The sequence below is a fragment of the Azospirillum formosense genome, assembly GCF_040500525.1.
GTDB classification, from domain to species: Bacteria; Pseudomonadota; Alphaproteobacteria; order Azospirillales; family Azospirillaceae; genus Azospirillum; species Azospirillum formosense_A.
The window spans coordinates 1,552,765-1,570,342 of record NZ_CP159403.1; the positions used below are offsets into that span (position 1 = coordinate 1,552,765).

Consider the following 17,578-nt stretch of genomic DNA (forward strand, 5'->3'; position numbering starts at 1 on the left):
GAAGGTCGTCGAACCGGGAGTCCGTTCGCGGAGCTTCCGGTGGGGCTTCGTTCGCGGTGACGTGCCACCGGCGTCCCGTCCGAGGTCTCAATGAGTGTCCGCGTTCCCCGCCTTCAGCGGACGGCGTCCTTCGCCGCCCTTCTGGGAAGTCTTGCGCTTCCCCTGTCGACCTTCCCCACGCCGGCCTTCGCCGACACCACCGCCATCACGACCCTTCCGCCGGTCTCGGTGACCGCCAACCGCGTCCCCACCGCCGCCGAGGAAACCGGCAGCGCCCTGACCGTCATCACCCGCGAGGAGTTGGAGCAGCGCCAGACCCAGCTGCTGTCCGACGCGCTGCGCGCCGTGCCCGGCGTCGCGGTCAACCGCACCGGCCCGATGGGCACCTTGACCCAGCTCCGCATCCGTGGGGCGGAGGGCAACCAGACGCTCGTCCTGATCGACGGGATCGAGGTGAACGATCCCGCCGCCGGCTCCGAATACGACTTCGCCAACCTGCTGGCCGGCGACGTGGAACGCGTCGAGGTGCTGCGCGGCCCGCAGAGCGCGCTCTACGGCTCCGACGCGGTCGGCGGCGTCGTCAACATCGTGACCCGCCGCGGCGCCGGCGCCCCCCGGTTCCGCGCCGCCGTCGAGGGCGGGTCCTTCGGCACCGCCGCCGGGCGCGCCTCCTTCGGCACCGGGACCGACCGCTACGACCTGTTTCTCACCGGCCAGGGCGTCACCAGCGACGGCGTGTCGGTCGCCGACAAGCGGCTCGGCAACCCGGAGAAGGACGGCTACCGCAACGGCACGCTGACCGGAAACGCCGCCGTCCGCCCGACCGAGCGCAGCGAGATCGCCGTGACCGGCCGCTACACCCGCTTCCGCACCGACACCGATGGCTTCATCGGCGGGCGCGGCGCCGTCGACGACGGAACCAGCACCGCCGGGGAGCAATATTTCGGACGGCTTCAGGGCAAGATCGCCCTTCTCGACGGACAGTGGGAGCACATCGTCGGCCTGACCCATGGCCGCCAGCAGCGCGACTACCGCGACGACGCCAAGACGGTGACCAGCCGCTACGACGGGCGCAAGACCAAGGCCGACTACCAGACCAACCTGACGCTGAGCAGTGGCCCCGCCGAGCATGTGCTGACCGCGGCCATGGAGCGTGAGGAGGACAGGGCGATCAGCCGCAGCAGCTTTTCCAGCTTCGACCGCTCCATCGGCTCCACCGGCCTGGTGGGCCAGTACAAGCTGGGCCTGTTCGACCGGCTGACCCTGACCGGCAGCGTCCGCCACGACGGGAATGACCTGTTCCGCGACGCCACCACATGGCGCACCACGGCGGCTTACCGGGTCGAGGAGAGCGGGACGACGCTCCGCGCCTCCTACGGCACCGGCGTCAAGAATCCCACCCTGTTCGAGCTGTACGGCTACACCGCCACCTACGCCGGCAACCCGACCCTGAAGCCGGAACGGGCGCGCGGCTGGGACGCCGGCTTCGATCAGGCGCTGTGGGGGACGCGGGCCTCGGTGGACGGCACATGGTTCGACCAGCGCATCCGCGACCTCATCACCGGCACCGGGCGGACCTCCGTCAACATGCCGGGCGAGTCCCACATCCGCGGATTCGAGGTCGGCCTGTCGGTCAAGCCGATCGACCGGCTGACCGTCCGCGGCTCCTACACCTGGACGGACGGCGCGGACTCCACGGGCGCGGAACTGGTGCGCCGGCCCAAGCAGCTCGCCAGCCTGACCGTCAACCACCGCTTCCTGGAGGACCGGGCGAACGCCAACCTCGGCGTCGTCTACAACGGGCGGTCCAGCGACTGGGCCTATGATCCCTTCTACAACCGGCAGGTCGTGAGCCTCGCGCCCTACACCCTGGTCAACATGGCCGGCTCCTACGCGCTGTCCGAGGGGGTCGAGGTCTTCGGACGGGTGGAGAACCTGTTCGACCGCCGGTACCAGGAGGTCTGGACCTACGGCGCGCCGGGACGGGCCGGCTATCTCGGGCTTCGGCTGTCGCTGTGAGGCCCACCCTTCTCGGGCTGACCGCCGCCCTCCTGCTGCTCGCGGGAGGGCCGGCGGCGGCGTGGGAGGCGCCGCCCGCCAAGCCGCCCGCCAAGCCGCAGCGCATCGTCTCCCTGAATCTCTGCGCCGACGAGCTGCTGTTGCGGCTCGTCGGGCCGGAGCGCCTCGCCGCGGTGACGTGGCTGGCGCGCGATCCCCGCGCCTCCACCGTCGCGGCGCTGGCGTCGCGGGTGCCGGTCAACCACGGGACGGCGGAGGAGATCCTGCCGCTCAACCCCGACCTGATCGTCGCCGGGCGCCACACCACGCGGGTCGCGGTCGGGCTGCTGACGCGGCTGGATGCGCCGCTGCTGGAGCTGGACGTCCCGCAGAGCGTGGCGGGGGTGGCGGAGCAGATCCGCGGCCTCGCCCGCGCCGTCGGCGAGCCGGAAAAGGGGGAGGCGCTGGTCGCCGAAATGCGCTCCCGTCTCGACGCCCTGCCCCCGGCGGCGCCGGGACCGCGCCCGACCGCGGTGGTGCTGCGGCCGAACGGCTTCGTCGCCGGGTCCGGGTCGCTGGTGGACGAACTCCTGACCCGCGCCGGGTTGGACAATCTGGCCGACCGCCTGCCGCTGGGCAGCCAGGGCGCCCTGCCGCTGGAAGCGATCATCCTGGGCGGCGCGGACGTGCTGATCGTCGACGCCGCACCCGACGCGCCGCCGTCGCTGGCCGGCGCCCTGCTGCACCATCCCGCCCTGAAGGCCTGGAAGCCTCAGGTCCGCACGCTGTCGCTGCCAACCCGCCTGTGGACCTGCCCCGGCCCGCAGATCGCCGAGGCCGCGGAGCGGCTGGCCACCGCGCGGGAGACCGCTCCATGAGCCGGGAGCCCCGCATCCCCTACCCCGCGCTGGTCGCCGGGCTGACCCTTCTGGCGCTGGCACTCTGCGCGGTGTCGGCGGCGGTCGGCCATGTGCCGTTCGACCTCGGCGCCGCCTTGTCCGACTGGCTCGCCGGGCGCCCCACCCTCGCCGCTCTGGTGCTGGCCGAGCTGCGCCTGCCGCGCGCCCTGCTGGGGCTGCTGGTCGGCTTCAGCCTGGGGCTGACCGGTGCCGCGATGCAGGGCTGGCTGCGCAACCCGCTGGCCGAGCCGGGGCTGGTCGGCGTGTCGAGCGCCGCGGCTCTGGGCGCGGTCATCGTCTTCTACAGCGGCCTGTCCGCCGCGCTGTCCCTGGCCCTGCCGCTCGGCGGCATGGCCGGAGCGGCCGCCGCCGCGGTGCTGCTGAACCTGATGGCGGCGCGGGGGGCCGGAACGACCATGCTGGTCATCGGCGGCATCGCCATCAACAGCCTCGCCGGGGCGCTGACCGCGCTGGCCCTCAACCTCGCCCCCAACCCCTACGCGGCGCTGGAGATCGTGTTCTGGCTGATGGGCTCGCTGGCCGACCGCGGAACCGACCAGCTCTGGCTCGTCCTGCCGCCGATGCTGGCGGGCTGGGCGCTCTGCCTGTCCGGCGCCCGCGCGCTCGACGCGCTGACGCTCGGGGAGGACGCGGCGCGCAGCCTGGGCTTCGACCTCACCGGGCTGCGCGTCCGGCTGATCGCCGGGGCGGCGCTGGCGGTGGGCAGCGCGGTGTCGGTCACCGGCGCCGTGGGCTTCGTCGGTCTGGTGGCGCCGCATCTGATGCGCCCGCTGGCCGGGGCGCGGCCCGGACGGCTGCTGCTTCTGGCGGGGCTGGCCGGGGCGTGCCTGACGCTCGCCGCCGACATCGCGGTCCGGCTGCTGCCGACGCGGCCGGAACTGAAGCTGGGCGTGGTCACCGCCCTGATCGGGGCGCCCTTCCTGATCGTCCTGATCGCCCGGCTGCGGCGGGAGGAGGCGTGATGCGCATCGAAACCCACGCCCTGTCCGCCAAAGCCGGCGGGCGCACCATCCTGACGGACGTCAACCTCGCCATCGAGCCCGGCGCCTTCACCGGGCTGATCGGCCCGAACGGCGCCGGCAAGACCACCCTGCTGCGCCTCCTCGCCGGCCTCGCCGAACCGGCGGCGGGCCGCGTCACCTTCGATGGGAAGTCCGCCGCGCAGACCGGACGGCGGGCGCTCGCCCGCGGCATCGCCTATCTGCCGCAGAGCGGTCCGGTGCATTGGCCGCTGCGGGCCGAGGCGCTGGTCCTGCTGGGCCGCCTGCCCCACCGCGGCGCGCTGGGCGGGATCACCGCGGCGGACCGCGCGGCGGTGGAGCGGGCGCTCGCCATCGCCGACGCCGCCCACCTGCGCGACCGGATCGTCGGCACCCTGTCGGGGGGCGAGCGGATGCGCGTCCTGCTCGCCCGCGCCCTGGCGACCGAGGCGCCCGTCCTGCTGGCCGACGAGCCGGTCGCCGCCCTCGACCCCGGCCACCAGCTCGCCTGCATGGCGCTGCTGCGCGACACCGCCCGCCGGGGGAGCGGCGTGGTGGCGGTGCTTCACGACCTGACGCTGGCCGCCCGCTTCTGTGACCGGCTGGTCCTGCTGTCGGGCGGCGGCGTGCTGGCCGACGGGCCGCCCGAACGGGTGCTGACCGACGCCCACCTGCGCGCCGCCTACGGCATCGCCGTCCACCGGGGCGCGGCCGGCGGCGAACCCTTCCTGCTTCCCTGGCACGCCCTGCCATCCCCGACTTGCCAAACGGAGACCCCTTGATGAGCGACCTGACGTCCCTGCTGCGCGACGCGCTGAACGACCCCGCCACCGGCTGGAGCCTCGGCGCCTTCGGCGCCATCGCGGAGTTCATCCGCGACCCGGACGAACCCGTCGTCCTGCGCGACGACGGCCCGGAGCTGGAGGCGCGGACCGCCCGCGGCGGGCTGCGCCTGCGCCCCACGCCGGCCATCCGCCCGGTGCCCTACCGGACGCGCAACGGCAGCCTCGCCGTGGCCCTCTGCCTGCCCCGCCACGTCGGCGCGATGAACCGGCGCGGCGTGATGACCGAGCTGGGCCCCGACTGCGAGGCCATCGCCGAGGCGGACCGCGGCGCCCTGCTGTTCGACCTCGGGCTGGGCGTCTTCCAGACCGACGTCTGCGTGCGCAGCGCCGATCCCGCCACCATCGCCCGCCTGCGCGCGGTGGTCGGGACGGAGCTGCTGGCGCCGGGCAACCCCCTGCCGCCCGACCTGCCGGCGCTCAGCCCCGAGCGCGTGTTCATCGGTCCCTTCGGCCGGATCGAGGTCAGCCAGCCGATCCCGCCGCCCGACGGCCGCAGCCCGGAGGGTCCGCACACCCACGTCCTGCCCAGGCTGCTGGCCCACAACCGGACCCACGCGGCGACCGTCCCGATCCCGGACGGCTGGGTGCCCAGCCTGTACCTGTCCCCGCCCGCGGAGTCCTTCGCCGCGTGGGAGGGGCTGGGGCGCTGAGGTCCTGCCCCTCACCCAAGGAGCGCAGGGAACGGAGCGCAGAACAGCGCCGCGGGGCCGAGCCTCAACGCCGCCCGCGGCGCGTGGGACAGCAGCAGGAGCAGCGCCGCCGCGGCCACCGTCAGCAGCCCCAGCCAGGCCGGAATCCCGATCGCCCACCCCCATGCCGTCACCGCGGGCGGCAGCGACAGCGCGAGCCCCAGCCATCCCGCCCCTCCCAGCAGCCGGCTGGCTCTGGCGGAGGGGCGGCGGGCGAAGACCTGCTCGTGATGGCGGTCCATGGCGAGCGCCAGGGCGAGCAGGCCCGCGTAGGCGACGCACAGCGACGACAGGATCATGCCGACTCCTCCACGACCGCCCCGGCGGGCAGGACGGGAGCCGGCGCCGCCTTGCGGGCGAAGGCCCCCCGCCCGACCTTGCGCGCGGCGAAGCCCAGCAGCAGCCCGAACGCCAGCGCCGTCAGGTCGAAGCCGGCCAGCAGCCAGTTCCCCGCCGGCAGGCTGTTGCCGAGATGCCCGGCGGCGGTGGCGAGGTTCAGCAGCGGCAGCAGGACGAACAGCGCCGCCCCGGCCCACAACTGCTCCGCCCAGCCACGCCGCGACGGGCGCAGGGGGGCGTGCAGCAAGGCGGCGGCCCAGGCCAGGAAGAACACCCCGATCTCCCAGCCCGCGCGCTCCTCCAGCCCCGCCGGCAGCAGGCGGTTGGCCCAGAAATAGGCGGCGACGGCCAGCGGCAGGCCCGCCACGACGCCGATGTTGAGCCGGTCGGCCAGCCGGTGACCGAAGGGCTCGGGACCGTCCGCCCAGGTGTCCGCACGGCCGCGCTGCGACCGCCGCTTGACCACCCAGAGGATCAGCCCGCTGCCCACCATCACCGTCCCGGCGACGCCGGAGACGAAGAACAGCCAGCGCATGCCCGGCCCGGCGAAGCGCGCCAGATGCAGCCCCATCAGGTAGTTGCCGGTCGCCATGGCCGCCGGCTGCGGGTCCGCCGGGGGAAGCTCCAGCGCCCGCCCGGTCACCCCGTCGAACAGCAGGCGCTCCGTCGCGGCGCCGCGCCCGATGGAGTCGGACTCCGCGGGCCGCAACTCGATGGTGGCGTTGGCCCGGCCGGGGTTGGTGACGGTCAGGCTCCCCACCCCGCCACGGTCGGCCCAGCGCCGGTCGGCCTCGGCGAGCAGCGGCGCCACCGACGTCAGCGGGGCGGCCTGCGGCGCCGGACGCGGCGGAGGCGGCGCGCGGCGGAAGCCGCTTTCGGCGAAATAGGCCTGCCGGTTGCCGTCATAGGCGAGGTCGACCGCCCAGGGCATCAGCATCGTCATGAACAGCAGCAGGCCCGAATAGGTGATCATCAGGTGGAAGGGCAGCGCCAGCACCGCCGCCGCGACATGCCCGTCCATCCAGGAGCGCAGCGCCGACTTCTCCGGCCGGAACGTGAAGAAATCTTTGAAGATGCGGCGGTGGGTGATGATGCCGCTGACGATGGCGACCAGCATCGCCATGGTGGCGATGCCGACGATCCAGCGGGCGGTCTCGCGCGGCATCCCGTACAGCTCGAAATGGAAGCGGTAGAGGAAGTTGCCGCCCGCCGTCTCGCGCGGCTCCAGCACCGCGCCGGTCCCGGCGTCGAGCGTGGCGCGCTTCAGCGCGGCGCGGTCGTTCGGCTTGGCGTCCGCCGGGCGCCAGGACACCGACACGGCGGGCGACCGCTCGCCGGGCAGCGAGATGGTCCACTGCGCCGCGTCGGGGGCGATCTGGCCCATGCGCTCCACCGCCCGCACGGCGGTCCCGGCGTCGGGGACGGAGCCGTGAAGCTCCGGCTGCATCCAGACCGTCACCTCCTGCCGGAAATAGGCGATGGTGCCGGTCAGGAAGACGGCGAACAGCAGCCAGCCGAGCAGAAGCCCCGACCAGGTGTGCAGCCACGCCATGGACTGGCGGAACCCGTCCTTCATGACGGCGCCCCCGCTTGCAGGCCGTGCAGCAGCCAGGTTCCGCCGCCCAGAAGCAGCGTCGGCGCCAGCAGGCCGGGCCACACCCGCCGCGACCGGACGGAGAAGGCCCAGACGATGGCCCCGGCGTGGATGGCGAAGGACAGCATGGTGGCGGTGTGGACCGCCTCCGCCCGCGGCATCGGCAGGGCGAGGGCCAGGAACATCGCCGCCGCCGCCGCCAGCGCGTAGCCGCCGCCGATGCCGGCCAGGCCGCGGGACGCCACGTCCAGGCGCCGCTGCCCGTCCGGCCCGAACCTCAGCCGGGAAGAAAGAGTCGTCATGAGAAGGGTCACCCAAGCGTTCAGGACGGTCCGCCGCGTGGCCCCGGGGTTGCTCCGGCGGCGAGCAGGGCGTCCGATCCGGCCCCCGCGTCACGCACGCCGGTCATCATCGTGGAAACGGGGCAAGGCGTCCATAGAAATGAGAATGACTCGCATTCTCTAACACGTCAAGTCCCCGGCAGGCAGGCCCGGCCTGGGCGCGATGGACCAAAAAAACAGTTCCAGACAGCGCTATCGCGATTTAAACTATACTTGTTTTATAGATTTATGGTGAGCGTCCCGATGTTCCGCATCGCCTCAGCCGTGAGCTTCGGCCTGACCGCCCTGTCCATCGGCACGCTGTCCACGCTGCTGCTGTGGAGCGTCACGGCGCAGTGGCCGCATTGGACCCGCCATGGCGAGCCGCTGGCCTGGTTCAACATCGGCTATGGGCTGGAGCGGCTGGGCCTCGATCTGGCCTGGGTGGAGGCCTGCCGCGCCGACCCGTCCTGGCAGACGTTCCACCGCGCCGCCAGCTGGGTTCTCGGCGGCAACCTGACCATTGGCCTGCTGGTGGCGGCGGCGGTGCTGATCCCGCTGTCGGTCCGGGGGGCGAACGCCGTCGAGCGCACGCTCCTCCGCCGCTCCTAAGTGTGAGGTCGATTCGACGCGGCCCCCACCCCGGCCCTCCCCCGCTGACGCGGGAGAGGGAGATTGGTCCCCTCCCCTGCGCCAGCGGGGGAGGGTTAGGGAGGGGGCAACACGCCCCCCACACCTACCAGCTCCCGGCAAGGCCCAGCAATTCCAGCGCCTTGTGGCGCAGCTCCACCAGCACCGGGTCGTCGCGGTGGCGGGGATAGGGGCGGTCGACGGCGATCTCCGCCTTGATGCGGGCCGGGCGCTCGCTGAACACGATGACGCGGGTGGCCATCAGCAGAGCCTCCTCCACATCGTGGGTCACCAGCAGGGCGGTGAAGCCAGCGCGCCGCCACAGCGCGACGATCTCGCCCTGCATCTGGATGCGGGTCAGGCTGTCGAGCTTGCCCAGCGGCTCGTCCAGCACCAGCAGGCGCGGGTCGTTGACCAGCGCGCGGGCCAGCGCCGCGCGCTGCGCCATGCCGCCGGAGAGCTGGTGCGGATAGGCCTTGGCGAAGCCGTCCAGCCCGACCAGCCGCAACGCCTCGTCCACGCGGTTGCGCCGCTGGCGCAGCACGCCCTGCGCCTCCAGCCCCAGCGCCACATTGTCCCAGACGGTGCGCCAGGGGTAGAGGGTCGGGTCCTGGAAGACCACCACCCGCGACGGGTGCGGCCCGGTGATCGGCAGCCCGTCGGCCAGGATCCGCCCCGCGCGGGGCGGCTCAAGCCCGGCGACCAGACGCAGCAGCGTGGACTTGCCGCAGCCCGACGGGCCGAGCAGCGCCACGAACTCGCCCGGCCTGGCGTGCAGGCCGACCGTATCCAGCACGGGCAGCGGCGCGCCGTGCAGGTCGAAGGCGTGGCTGACGCCCTGGACCTCAAGCTCCAGACCGGCCGGCAACTCCTGTTCCAGCGCTACCATTTCAGCAATCCCTTCTGCCAGGCGAGCAGCCGGTCGCGCGCCTTGAACAGCAGCGTGACGAGGCTGGAGCACACCAGCGCCATCACCAGCAGCGCCGCGTACATGTTGGCGTAGGCCGCCCAGCCCTGCGCCCATTGCAGGTACCAGCCGAGCCCGGCCTTGACCCCCATCATCTCCGCCACCACCAGCACCGCGAAGGAGGCGCCGAGCCCCATGAACAGGCCGACGAAGACGTGCGGCATCGCCGCCGGCACCGCCACCTTCAGAACCAGGAAGCGCGGGGACGCGCCCAGCGTGCGGGCGATGTCGTAATAAGCCGGGTTGACGCCGGACACCCCCGACCAGGTCAGGATGGTCACCGGCACGCCGGTCGCCAGCGCGATCAGGAAGACGCTGGCGCTCCAGCTCGACGGGAAGGCGAAGAAGGCGATGGGCAGCCACGCCGTGGCCGGCAGCGGCCCGATCAGCCGCAGCACCGGATGCACCCAGTAGCCCACCGCCCGCGACCAGCCGATGGACACCCCCGTGACGAAGCCGACGAAGGCGCCGATCCCGTAGCCGAGCAGCAGCAATTGCAGCGACGCCACGGTGCATTCCAGCAGGCGGGGCCACTCGTCCAGATAGACCTCCAGCAGCGCCTGCGGCGGCGCGAAGAAGGGACGCGGCAGCAGGTCGAGCTTGGCGGTGACCAGCTCCCAGCCGATCACGCCGAGCGCCAGCACGACCAGCCAGGGGGCGGCGGCGCGCAGCCGCTCCCCCGCCGCGCCGAACAGGCGCAGCAGCGGGACGGCGAAAGCCAGCGCGCCGCCGACCACCGCGAGCAGGCTGGCGAACTCGCCGGTGCGCACCCATTCCTCGCCTTCCGGCCACAGGGCGGTCAGGGCGGCGGCGGCCAGCCAGGCGGCGCTGGCCGCCAGCCCGCCCAGCCACAGGCGCGGGGCGGCAGGGGAACGGTTGCGGCCCGCCACCAGCGCCCCGGCGTCATCGAGGCTGCTCATCTCAGCCCAGCACGTCGGCGTAGACGCGGTCGGCGAACTTCGCCGCGTCGGTGCCCGGCTTGAAGACCTGCACCCCCTTCAGCTCCTCCGCGTAGAGCGCGATCTCGCGCTTGATGTCGGCGCCCACCGGGTTGTGGTCGTGCGTCTGGCTGGACAGCTGGGCGGCGAGGTCCTCGATGCTGCTCTTCGGCGAATATTGCTGGTAGACCTTGGCGGCCTCCACCGGGTTGGCGGCGGCGTAGTGCTGCGCCTCGAACACGGCGCGGGTCACCGCGGCGGCGGCGGCCTTGTCCTCGCGCAGCAGGCTGCCGCGCGCGCCGAGAACGCAGCAGACGCGGTTGGCGAACTCGCCCGACAGGTTGGTCGAGATCTCCACCAGAGTGCCGGACTTCAGGAAATTGTAGGTCACCGGGTCCCAGTGGGCGACGGCCTGTGCCTCGCCCTTGTCGACCGCGATGGCCAGCAGGTCGCCGGGGAAGACGCGCCATTCCACGTCCCGGTTCGGGTCGATGCCCTGCTTGGCGAGCTGGATGGAGAACAAATGCTTGGCCGGGCTGGACAGGTCGCTGATCGCCACCGTCTTGCCCTTCAGCCCGGCAAGGCTAGTGATCCCGCCGTTCTTGGCGGCCAGCAGGCGCATGCAGCCGCCATGCACGCCGGCGATGATGCGCACGTCGAAGCCCTGCTCCAGCGGCTTCAGCCAGCGCAGCGCCATGCCGTGGCCGATGTCCGCCTTGCCGGTGGCCAGCGCCTCCAGGAGCTGCTCCGTCGTGCCGGCGAAGTTGACGAACTCCACGTCCAGCCCGTGCTTCTCGAAGAAGCCGTTGTGCTTGGCCACCGCCACCGGGGCGCCGCACACCGCGCCGGTGTTCCAGGCGAGCTTCAGCGGCTTCAGCGCGGCGGGCGTCGGGGCGGCGACCAGCCGGGACGCCACGCCCGCGAAGGGCAGCGCCACCGCGCCCGCCGCCGCCGCCTTCAGCAGCCGGCGCCGCGAGGGCGCCAGAGTCGAAATCCCCGAACCGTTCCGATGCGTGCTCATGGTCGTCGTCCTTCGATCGGTGCGTATTCACTTACTGTATATGTGAATACATGTTTTTCATGGACTATATTCACCAGCCAAGTTCCATAATGTCAATCCATGAAGTAGAGAATTAACGCACGGAGGGTTCCCATGATCACCGCCATCGTCCGCTACCGCCTGCCCGCCGCGATCGGACGGGAGGAATGCCGGGCGCATTTCCTGTCGATCGCGCCGGGCTTCGGCGACGTGCCCGGCCTGATCCGCAAGCAGTTCATCTGGAGCGGGACCGGCACCGCCGGGGGCGTCTACCAATGGGAAAGGCGGGAGGACGCCCAGCGCTTCTACCAGGGGCCATGGCTGGACGGCATTCGGCGGCGCTACGGCACCGATCCGGAGATCGAGTATTTCGAGACCGTCGCGGTGACCGACAATCCGGGCGGGGTGGTGCTGGTGCCGGAGTGAGGGGGCAGATTTCGCCTACAAATCCGGCGGGGTGCGGGCCGGCAGGTGCAGCGTCGCCAGGGTGCCGCCCCCGCTGCGCGAGGCGATGGTGAAGGTCCCACCCAGCCGGTCCGACGCCAGATTGTCCACGATGTTCAGGCCGAGCCCGACCGAACCGGTGCCGCGGCGGGTGGTGAAAAAGGGCTCCAGGATGCGCCCGGCGGCCCCCTCCGCGATGCCGGCGCCGTCGTCGGCAACGGTCAGCAGGACCGTCTCCGGCCCCGACGCCGCGGCCCCGACCGTCACCAGCCCGTGCCGTCCCGCCGGAAAGGCGTGCTCCAGCGCGTTGCGGACGAGCTGCTCCAGAATCGCGGACAGGATCGCCGGGTTGCTGACCATGCGCAGGTCGGGGGCGCAATCCACCGCCATGCGGTGCCCCAGGGGCTCCCATTGCGGGCGCAGGCTCTCCGTCACCTGCTCCAGGAAGGCCCTCAGCGCGATGGTCTGGCGCAGCCCGCCATGGTCCGCCGCCACCCCCTTGAAGCAGCGCACGATCTCCCCGGCGCGGGCGATGGTGCCGGACAGCAGGGCGGCCAGCTCCCCGGCGCTCGCCAGGAAGCGCTCCAGCTCGGCGCGGCGGAGCTGGTTGGCGGCCAGCCGCTCCGTCATCGCGGCGACCCGGTCGCCGAGGTGGGACGCGCTGCCCAGCGCCACGCCGATGGGCGTGTTGATCTCGTGGGCCACGCCGGCGACCATCTGGCGCAGCGCCGCCATCTTCTCGCGCTGGGCCTGGGCCAGCTTGCGCGTGCGCTCGCGGACCAGCGCCTCCAGATGCTCGTTCTCGTCCTTCAGGCTGCGGTTGGCCCGGCGCAGCGACAGGTGGGTGGCGACGCGGGCGCGCACGATGGCCGGGCTGAAGGGCTTGGTCACGTAATCGACGGCCCCGGTCTCCAGCCCGAAGGCTTCCTCCTCCGAGCTGGACAGCGAGGTGATGAAGATCACCGGGACGTCGGCGGTGGCCGGGTCGGTCTTCAGCAGCCGGCACACCGCGTAGCCGTCGAGACCCGGCATCATCACGTCGAGCAGCACCAGCTCCGGCGGGTCGGCGGAGGCCAGCTCCAGCGCGCGGCGGCCGGAGGTCGCGAAGCGCACCTCGTGCCGGTCCTCCAGCACGCTGGCGAGCGCCCGGATGTTGGCCGTGTCGTCATCGACGATCAGTATGTGACCACCGCTCACGGCGTCGTCTCCCGGTCCCGTTCCCTGGTCCATGCGGCGGACAGCCGCTCCAGCGCCGCGCGTGCGGCGGCGAAATCCAACGCTTCCACCGCCCGCCCCACTTTGTCCACCGCCTCGTCATGGCCGCGCCCGGCCAACAGGCCGCGCAGGGCGGCGAAGCGCGCCGCCGCCGACAGGCTGCCGCTGCGCAACGCCTCCTCCAGCGCGCGCAACGCCTCCTCCAGCTCCTCCCCGACGAGAGGAACCACCGGAATGTCCGGCGCCCGCTCCATGGGGACCGCCACGGGCATCTCCACGCTGCGCAGCGTTTCCGCAGAAGCCAGCGCGGGGCCGAGGGCGGCGGACAGGTCGCCAACGAGCCCCGGCACCGCGTCCCACCGCCCCTCGCGCCCCGCCAGCTCCAGCGCCGCGGCGGCCGCGCTGGCATCCATCGCGCCGACCGTTCCGGCGCTGCCGCGCAGCCCATGGGCGAAGCGTTCCAGAGCCGGCCCGTCCCCCGCGCTGCGCAAATGCTCCAGCCGGACCGGCGCATCGCCGTAGCGGTCGAGGAAATCCAGGATCGCCCGGCGCAGCGTGCGCGCCCTCCCGTTCATCCGCGCCAGCGCCGGGGCGAGGTCGAACCCCTCCAGCGAGTCGGGAAGGATCTCGGGACCCCTGTCGGCCGTCTCCAGGGCCTTGGCGGCCGGCGGAGCCTCCCGCCGCCCGACCGGCTTCAGCCGGCGGTTCAGCAGGGCGACGAGGCGGTGCGGTTCCACCGGCTTGGCGATGTGGTCGTCCATGCCCGCGTCCAGGCAGCGCCGCCGCTCCTCCTCCAGGGCGTGGGCGGTCATGGCGATGATCGGCAGGCGGTCGGGACCGCACCGGCGGCGGATCGCCCGCGCCACCGCGTATCCGTCCATATCGGGCATCTGGACGTCGGTGAGCAGCGCGGCGTAGCCCGCCCCCGGCTCCAGCGCCAGCCGCACCGCCTCGCCGCCGCTGCCCACCGCGGTGACGGCCAGCCCGGCGTCCTCCAGCAGCTCGCGCGCGACCAGCCGGTTCACGGCGTTGTCGTCGGCGACCAGCACGCGCAAGCCGCGCAGCGGCTCGTCCACCTGCAAGCCGGCAAGACTCGGATCGGCCAGGGCGGGCGGTGTCGCCGCGGCGCCGTCCTGCACGCCGACCGTGACCGTGAAGCGGAAGGTGCTGCCCAGGCCGGGCGCGCTGTCCACGGCGATGCCGCCGCCCATCATGACGGCCAGCCGCCGGCTGATCGCCAGCCCCAGCCCGGTCCCGCCGTAGCGCCGGGTGGTCGAGCTGTCGGCCTGGGCGAAGGGCTGGAACAGGCGGGCCACCTGCTCCGCCGTCATGCCGATGCCGGTGTCGCGCACGGCGAAGCGCAGTTCGGTCTCACCCTCACCCGCCTTCCGCTCCGCGACGGTCACGCCGAGGACCACGCTGCCGCTCTCGGTGAATTTCACCGCGTTGTTGACGAGGTTGAGGAGCACCTGCCCCAGCCGCAGCGGGTCGCCCAGCAGGGCGGTGGGCACGTCCGGGGCGACCTCCAGCCGCAAGGCCAGCCCCTTCTCCTCGGCGGACAGGGCGGCGGTGCCGGCCACCATGTCGAGCACGGCGGACAGGTCGAAGGGCACACGCTCCAGAGTCAGCATGCCCGCCTCGATCTTCGAGACGTCGAGGATGTCGTTGATGATGCCGAGCAGCGCGGTGGCCGAGGCGCGGATGCGGGTCAGGTAGCCGCGCTGGCGCGGCGGCGGCCCGGCGCGCAGGGCGAGGTGGCTGAGGCCGAGGATGGCGTTCATCGGCGTGCGGATCTCGTGGCTCATGTTGGCCAGGAAATCGCCCTTGGCGCGCGACGCCTCCTCGGCGCGGTGGCGGGCCTCCTCCACCTGCTGCTGGCGGCGCGCGATCTCGTCGAGGAAGTGGCGGATCGAGCGGGAGATGGTGGCGATCTCGTCGCTGCCGCCGTCGGGCAGCGGCGTCTCCCGCCCCTCGACCCGGTCGAGCACGGCGTCGTTCAGCCGGACCAGACGCAGGGTCAGGAAGCGGCGCAGGTACAGATACACGCCGAGCGCCACCAGGAAGCCCAGCGCGCCCAGCCCGATCAGGATGCGGTTCTGCGTCGCCGCCAGCTCGGACAGGCCGTCCGCCTCGTCCGCCGCCGCCGCGTTGATCCGTTCGAACAGCGCGTGGGCGATCTTCACGACCTCCTCGACCATCACCAGCACCTGGTTGGTCAGCGCCTTGCTGCGGGCGATGGCCGCCTGCCGCTCCATCAGGCTGGGCAGCAGGCCGGTGGGGCCGAGCAGCGCCACCTCCAGCCGCCGGTGCAGGGCGGCGAAGCGCTCCGCCTGCTCCGGCGGCAGCCCGGCGTGGAGTGCCGGCAGGGCCGACAGCGCCGCCGCTGCATCCTTCTGGGCGCGCGCGATCTCGCGCTGGAACCGGCTGTTGCCGGCGTGGGTGCTCTCGTTCAGCACGCGGTTGACGGTGTTGGTCCAGGCGGTCAGCGGCCCCAGCCGGTCCGGCGGCAGCGTCGGCAGCACGGCGGCGACCAGCGCGCCGGCCTCCGCCGACAGGCGGCGGGTCTCGTCCAGCGCGTCGTCGCTGCGCGCCGCCGCGTCGATGCGCTCGGCCACCAGCCGGTCGAGGTCCGCCACCGTCGGGACGAGCGTCCCCAGCACCCCGGCCAGCGTCGCGCCGCCCTCGATGTCCGACAGGGCCTGGGCCGACTGCGTGACCGCGGTCAGGTTGGCGGTCAGCTCGGCCAGGGTGACCCGCCGCTCGGGGTGGCTGGCCGCGCCGCCCAGCCGGGTCGCCTGCGACAGCACCTGCTGCAGGCCGCCGTTCAGCACCGCCCCGGTGGTGATGCGCGGCAGCGCCCCGTTGGACAGGTCCGACAGGGCGTGCCGGAACTGCGCGAGGTCGTAGAGCGCCGCACCCGACACGCCAAGCAGCACGCCCACCATGACCAGCAGCCCCAGCCCGACGCGCCGCCCGACGCCGCCCCGGAAGGGGGCGCGCTGGACCGGCGCGGTCGGGGCGGGCTCCGTCGTCATCAACGCGCGGTGATGCGGCCGTCGATGCGGGGCGACACCGTTCCCCGGTCGGTCAGGTGCTGGGCCATGATCTCCCACAGCAGCTTCCCGCCGGCTCCCGAGGAGGAGGAGGCGACCGGCGACTTCAGCATGCCGTAGCCGTCGCCGCCCTGGGCCAGATAGTTGGGCAGGGCCACCGAGTAGCTGGCGTCCGGGTCGAGCGGCTTGCCGCCCACCGTGACGGAGACGACGCGGCTGCCCGCCGGCTGCGTCAGGTCGTAGACCACCGCCATGTTGGACGGGTGGAGGAAGCTGCCCTTCTGGTTGTCCACCCCGGCGGCGCTGACCTCCAGCGCCTCGCGCAGGGCCTTGCCGGTCAGCGGGACGGCGATGATGGTGTCGCGGAAGGGCAGTTCGCGCTGGATGTCGCGGCGGGTCAGCACGGTCCCCGCCTCGTACTGGCGGTTGCCGCGGATGTTGCCGCCGTTGATGAAGGCCACGTCGGTGTTGAAGTGGCCGCGCATGGCGTCGGCGATCAGCGAGGCGAAGGCGTTCTCGCCGGTGCGCACGGCGGCGCGGCGGGTGTCGAGCGGGGTCGCCGTCGTCCCGATGTTGATGTCCAGCAGCTCCGACAGCCGGGCCAGATAGACGCCGACCCGCTTTTCCATCGCCGGGTCCGGCGGCAGCCCGGCCAGCGGCACGATGTCGGCCCCGGCCAGCGCGGGCGGCGCCTTGCCGTCGCCGTCCAGCCGCAGGACGAAGGCCGACCCCTTCACGTTGACGTGGACGCCGAAGACTTTTCCCTTGTCGGCCTCCAGCACGTCCTTGCCGGTGGCGGAGAGCTGGAGCAGCGCGTCGATGGCGGGCTCGCCGCGCAGCGCCTCCACCGCCTCCGGGGCGTTGTCCAGGATGGCGACCACATAGTTCGCGCCTTGGGCGCGCAGCGCGCGGGCCTCCGCGGCGATCGTGGCGGGTGGGCGCACCTCGATGTCCGGCACGATGTACTGGACGGTCAGTTCGGGCGAGATCGCCGACACCACGCCGATCTTTCCCACCGGCGTGTCGAGCAGAGCCGACGGCTCCAGCCCCTCCATCACCTTGCCGGTGTTGCGGTCGATGGTGGTGGCGCTGACGAAGGGGAAGCGCGCCTCGTAGCTGCGCAGGGTCAGCTCGTCCTTGCCGAAGCCGAGGTCGCGCTTGGTCACCGCCATCAGGTCGGGCTGCAGCTCGTTCAGCAGGTCGATCATGTGGGCGCCGCGATCGAAGGTCGACAGGACGCCCGCGGTCAGCGACGCGCCGCCGTGCAGGAACAGGGTGTTGCCCTCCCCCCGCTTGGCGCGCAGCAGCGTGGCGAGGTTGGCGAGCCCGCCCTCGCCCTCCACCGGCTCGATGTCGGCCATCGTCGAGGTGAAGACGATCGACAGCTCCGCCGCCGACGCGGCCGGCGCGACGGCGCCGAGGGCCGCGACGGCGCAGGCGGCCAGGACGGCACGCCAGCCGGAAAAACACCCCACCCCACCACTGCCGCGATTCGGCATGGTCGCCCCCTCCTGCCATCCCTGTTCCTTCAGGATGGTTCTTCCCGTATTCCGGCGGGGGAGTTCAAGGCATATCCTCGCATGCCGGGGAACATTCCGGTGACAAAA

At 72.9% G+C, this 17,578-nt stretch carries 16 protein-coding genes; 7 read left to right on the top strand and 9 right to left on the bottom strand.

Features of this window, described 5'->3' with window-relative positions:
• The first annotated feature begins 90 nt into the window (after positions 1 to 90).
• From ABVN73_RS20210 to ABVN73_RS20230, 5 genes are read left to right on the top strand one after another with little or no spacing between them, the layout of a single operon-like run.
• A complete protein-coding gene (locus tag ABVN73_RS20210) occupies positions 91 to 2,019 on the top strand; it encodes a TonB-dependent receptor (protein WP_353860014.1) in 1,929 nt (642 codons plus the stop codon).
• Complete coding sequence (locus ABVN73_RS20215; RefSeq protein WP_353860015.1) at positions 2,016 to 2,876, top strand: ABC transporter substrate-binding protein; 861 nt, start codon at positions 2,016 to 2,018, stop codon at positions 2,874 to 2,876. The genes ABVN73_RS20210 and ABVN73_RS20215 overlap by 4 nt, the downstream gene beginning before the upstream one ends.
• On the top strand, positions 2,873 to 3,880 hold the full coding sequence (locus ABVN73_RS20220) for an iron ABC transporter permease (protein WP_353860016.1): 1,008 nt from the start codon (positions 2,873 to 2,875) through the stop codon (positions 3,878 to 3,880). The genes ABVN73_RS20215 and ABVN73_RS20220 overlap by 4 nt, the downstream gene beginning before the upstream one ends.
• Positions 3,880 to 4,680, top strand: coding sequence for an ABC transporter ATP-binding protein (locus ABVN73_RS20225; RefSeq protein ID WP_353860017.1), 801 nt, complete (start codon positions 3,880 to 3,882; stop codon positions 4,678 to 4,680). Before ABVN73_RS20220 ends, ABVN73_RS20225 begins: the two co-directional genes overlap by 1 nt.
• A complete protein-coding gene (locus ABVN73_RS20230) occupies positions 4,680 to 5,393 on the top strand; it encodes a hypothetical protein (protein ID WP_353860018.1) in 714 nt (237 codons plus the stop codon). The genes ABVN73_RS20225 and ABVN73_RS20230 overlap by 1 nt, the downstream gene beginning before the upstream one ends.
• 11 nt (positions 5,394 to 5,404) lie before the next feature.
• Here ABVN73_RS20230 and ABVN73_RS20235 read toward each other — a convergent pair whose 3' ends face one another.
• The 3 genes from ABVN73_RS20235 to ABVN73_RS20245 are packed head-to-tail and all read right to left on the bottom strand — an operon-like array spanning position 5,405 to position 7,667.
• Positions 5,405 to 5,731 (bottom strand): DUF3325 domain-containing protein, encoded by a 327-nt coding sequence (locus ABVN73_RS20235; protein WP_353860019.1) that lies wholly within the window; start codon positions 5,729 to 5,731, stop codon positions 5,405 to 5,407.
• A complete protein-coding gene (locus ABVN73_RS20240) occupies positions 5,728 to 7,347 on the bottom strand; it encodes a PepSY-associated TM helix domain-containing protein (RefSeq protein WP_353860020.1) in 1,620 nt (539 codons plus the stop codon). Before ABVN73_RS20240 ends, ABVN73_RS20235 begins: the two co-directional genes overlap by 4 nt.
• On the bottom strand, positions 7,344 to 7,667 hold the full coding sequence (locus tag ABVN73_RS20245; protein WP_353860021.1) for a DUF3649 domain-containing protein: 324 nt from the start codon (positions 7,665 to 7,667) through the stop codon (positions 7,344 to 7,346). The genes ABVN73_RS20240 and ABVN73_RS20245 overlap by 4 nt, the downstream gene beginning before the upstream one ends.
• Before the next feature lie 282 nt (positions 7,668 to 7,949).
• Here ABVN73_RS20245 and ABVN73_RS20250 point away from each other — a divergent pair, with 282 nt between their 5' ends.
• Positions 7,950 to 8,297, top strand: a complete 348-nt coding sequence (locus ABVN73_RS20250) for a hypothetical protein (RefSeq protein WP_353860022.1) — start codon at positions 7,950 to 7,952, stop codon at positions 8,295 to 8,297.
• 124 nt (positions 8,298 to 8,421) lie between these two features.
• On the opposite strand, the gene ABVN73_RS20255 is transcribed toward ABVN73_RS20250, so the two are convergent.
• From ABVN73_RS20255 to ABVN73_RS20265, 3 genes are read right to left on the bottom strand one after another with little or no spacing between them, the layout of a single operon-like run.
• Positions 8,422 to 9,204, bottom strand: coding sequence for an ABC transporter ATP-binding protein (locus ABVN73_RS20255; RefSeq protein ID WP_353860023.1), 783 nt, complete (start codon positions 9,202 to 9,204; stop codon positions 8,422 to 8,424).
• Complete coding sequence (locus tag ABVN73_RS20260) at positions 9,198 to 10,202, bottom strand: ABC transporter permease subunit (protein WP_353860024.1); 1,005 nt, start codon at positions 10,200 to 10,202, stop codon at positions 9,198 to 9,200. The genes ABVN73_RS20255 and ABVN73_RS20260 overlap by 7 nt, the downstream gene beginning before the upstream one ends.
• A gap of 1 nt (position 10,203) precedes the next feature.
• A complete protein-coding gene (locus ABVN73_RS20265; protein WP_353860025.1) occupies positions 10,204 to 11,241 on the bottom strand; it encodes an ABC transporter substrate-binding protein in 1,038 nt (345 codons plus the stop codon).
• A gap of 132 nt (positions 11,242 to 11,373) precedes the next feature.
• Here ABVN73_RS20265 and ABVN73_RS20270 point away from each other — a divergent pair, with 132 nt between their 5' ends.
• Complete coding sequence (locus tag ABVN73_RS20270) at positions 11,374 to 11,685, top strand: hypothetical protein (RefSeq protein WP_353860026.1); 312 nt, start codon at positions 11,374 to 11,376, stop codon at positions 11,683 to 11,685.
• A gap of 15 nt (positions 11,686 to 11,700) precedes the next feature.
• Here ABVN73_RS20270 and ABVN73_RS20275 read toward each other — a convergent pair whose 3' ends face one another.
• The 3 genes from ABVN73_RS20275 to ABVN73_RS20285 are packed head-to-tail and all read right to left on the bottom strand — an operon-like array spanning position 11,701 to position 17,470.
• A complete protein-coding gene (locus ABVN73_RS20275) occupies positions 11,701 to 12,900 on the bottom strand; it encodes a hybrid sensor histidine kinase/response regulator (RefSeq protein ID WP_353860027.1) in 1,200 nt (399 codons plus the stop codon).
• The gene (locus ABVN73_RS20280) at positions 12,897 to 15,953 is read right to left on the bottom strand and encodes an ATP-binding protein (protein WP_353860028.1); all 3,057 of its coding nucleotides are present in this window, start codon (positions 15,951 to 15,953) and stop codon (positions 12,897 to 12,899) included. Before ABVN73_RS20280 ends, ABVN73_RS20275 begins: the two co-directional genes overlap by 4 nt.
• A complete protein-coding gene (locus ABVN73_RS20285) occupies positions 15,953 to 17,470 on the bottom strand; it encodes a 5'-nucleotidase C-terminal domain-containing protein (RefSeq protein ID WP_353860029.1) in 1,518 nt (505 codons plus the stop codon). Before ABVN73_RS20285 ends, ABVN73_RS20280 begins: the two co-directional genes overlap by 1 nt.
• Between the last annotated feature and the right edge of the window lie 108 nt (positions 17,471 to 17,578).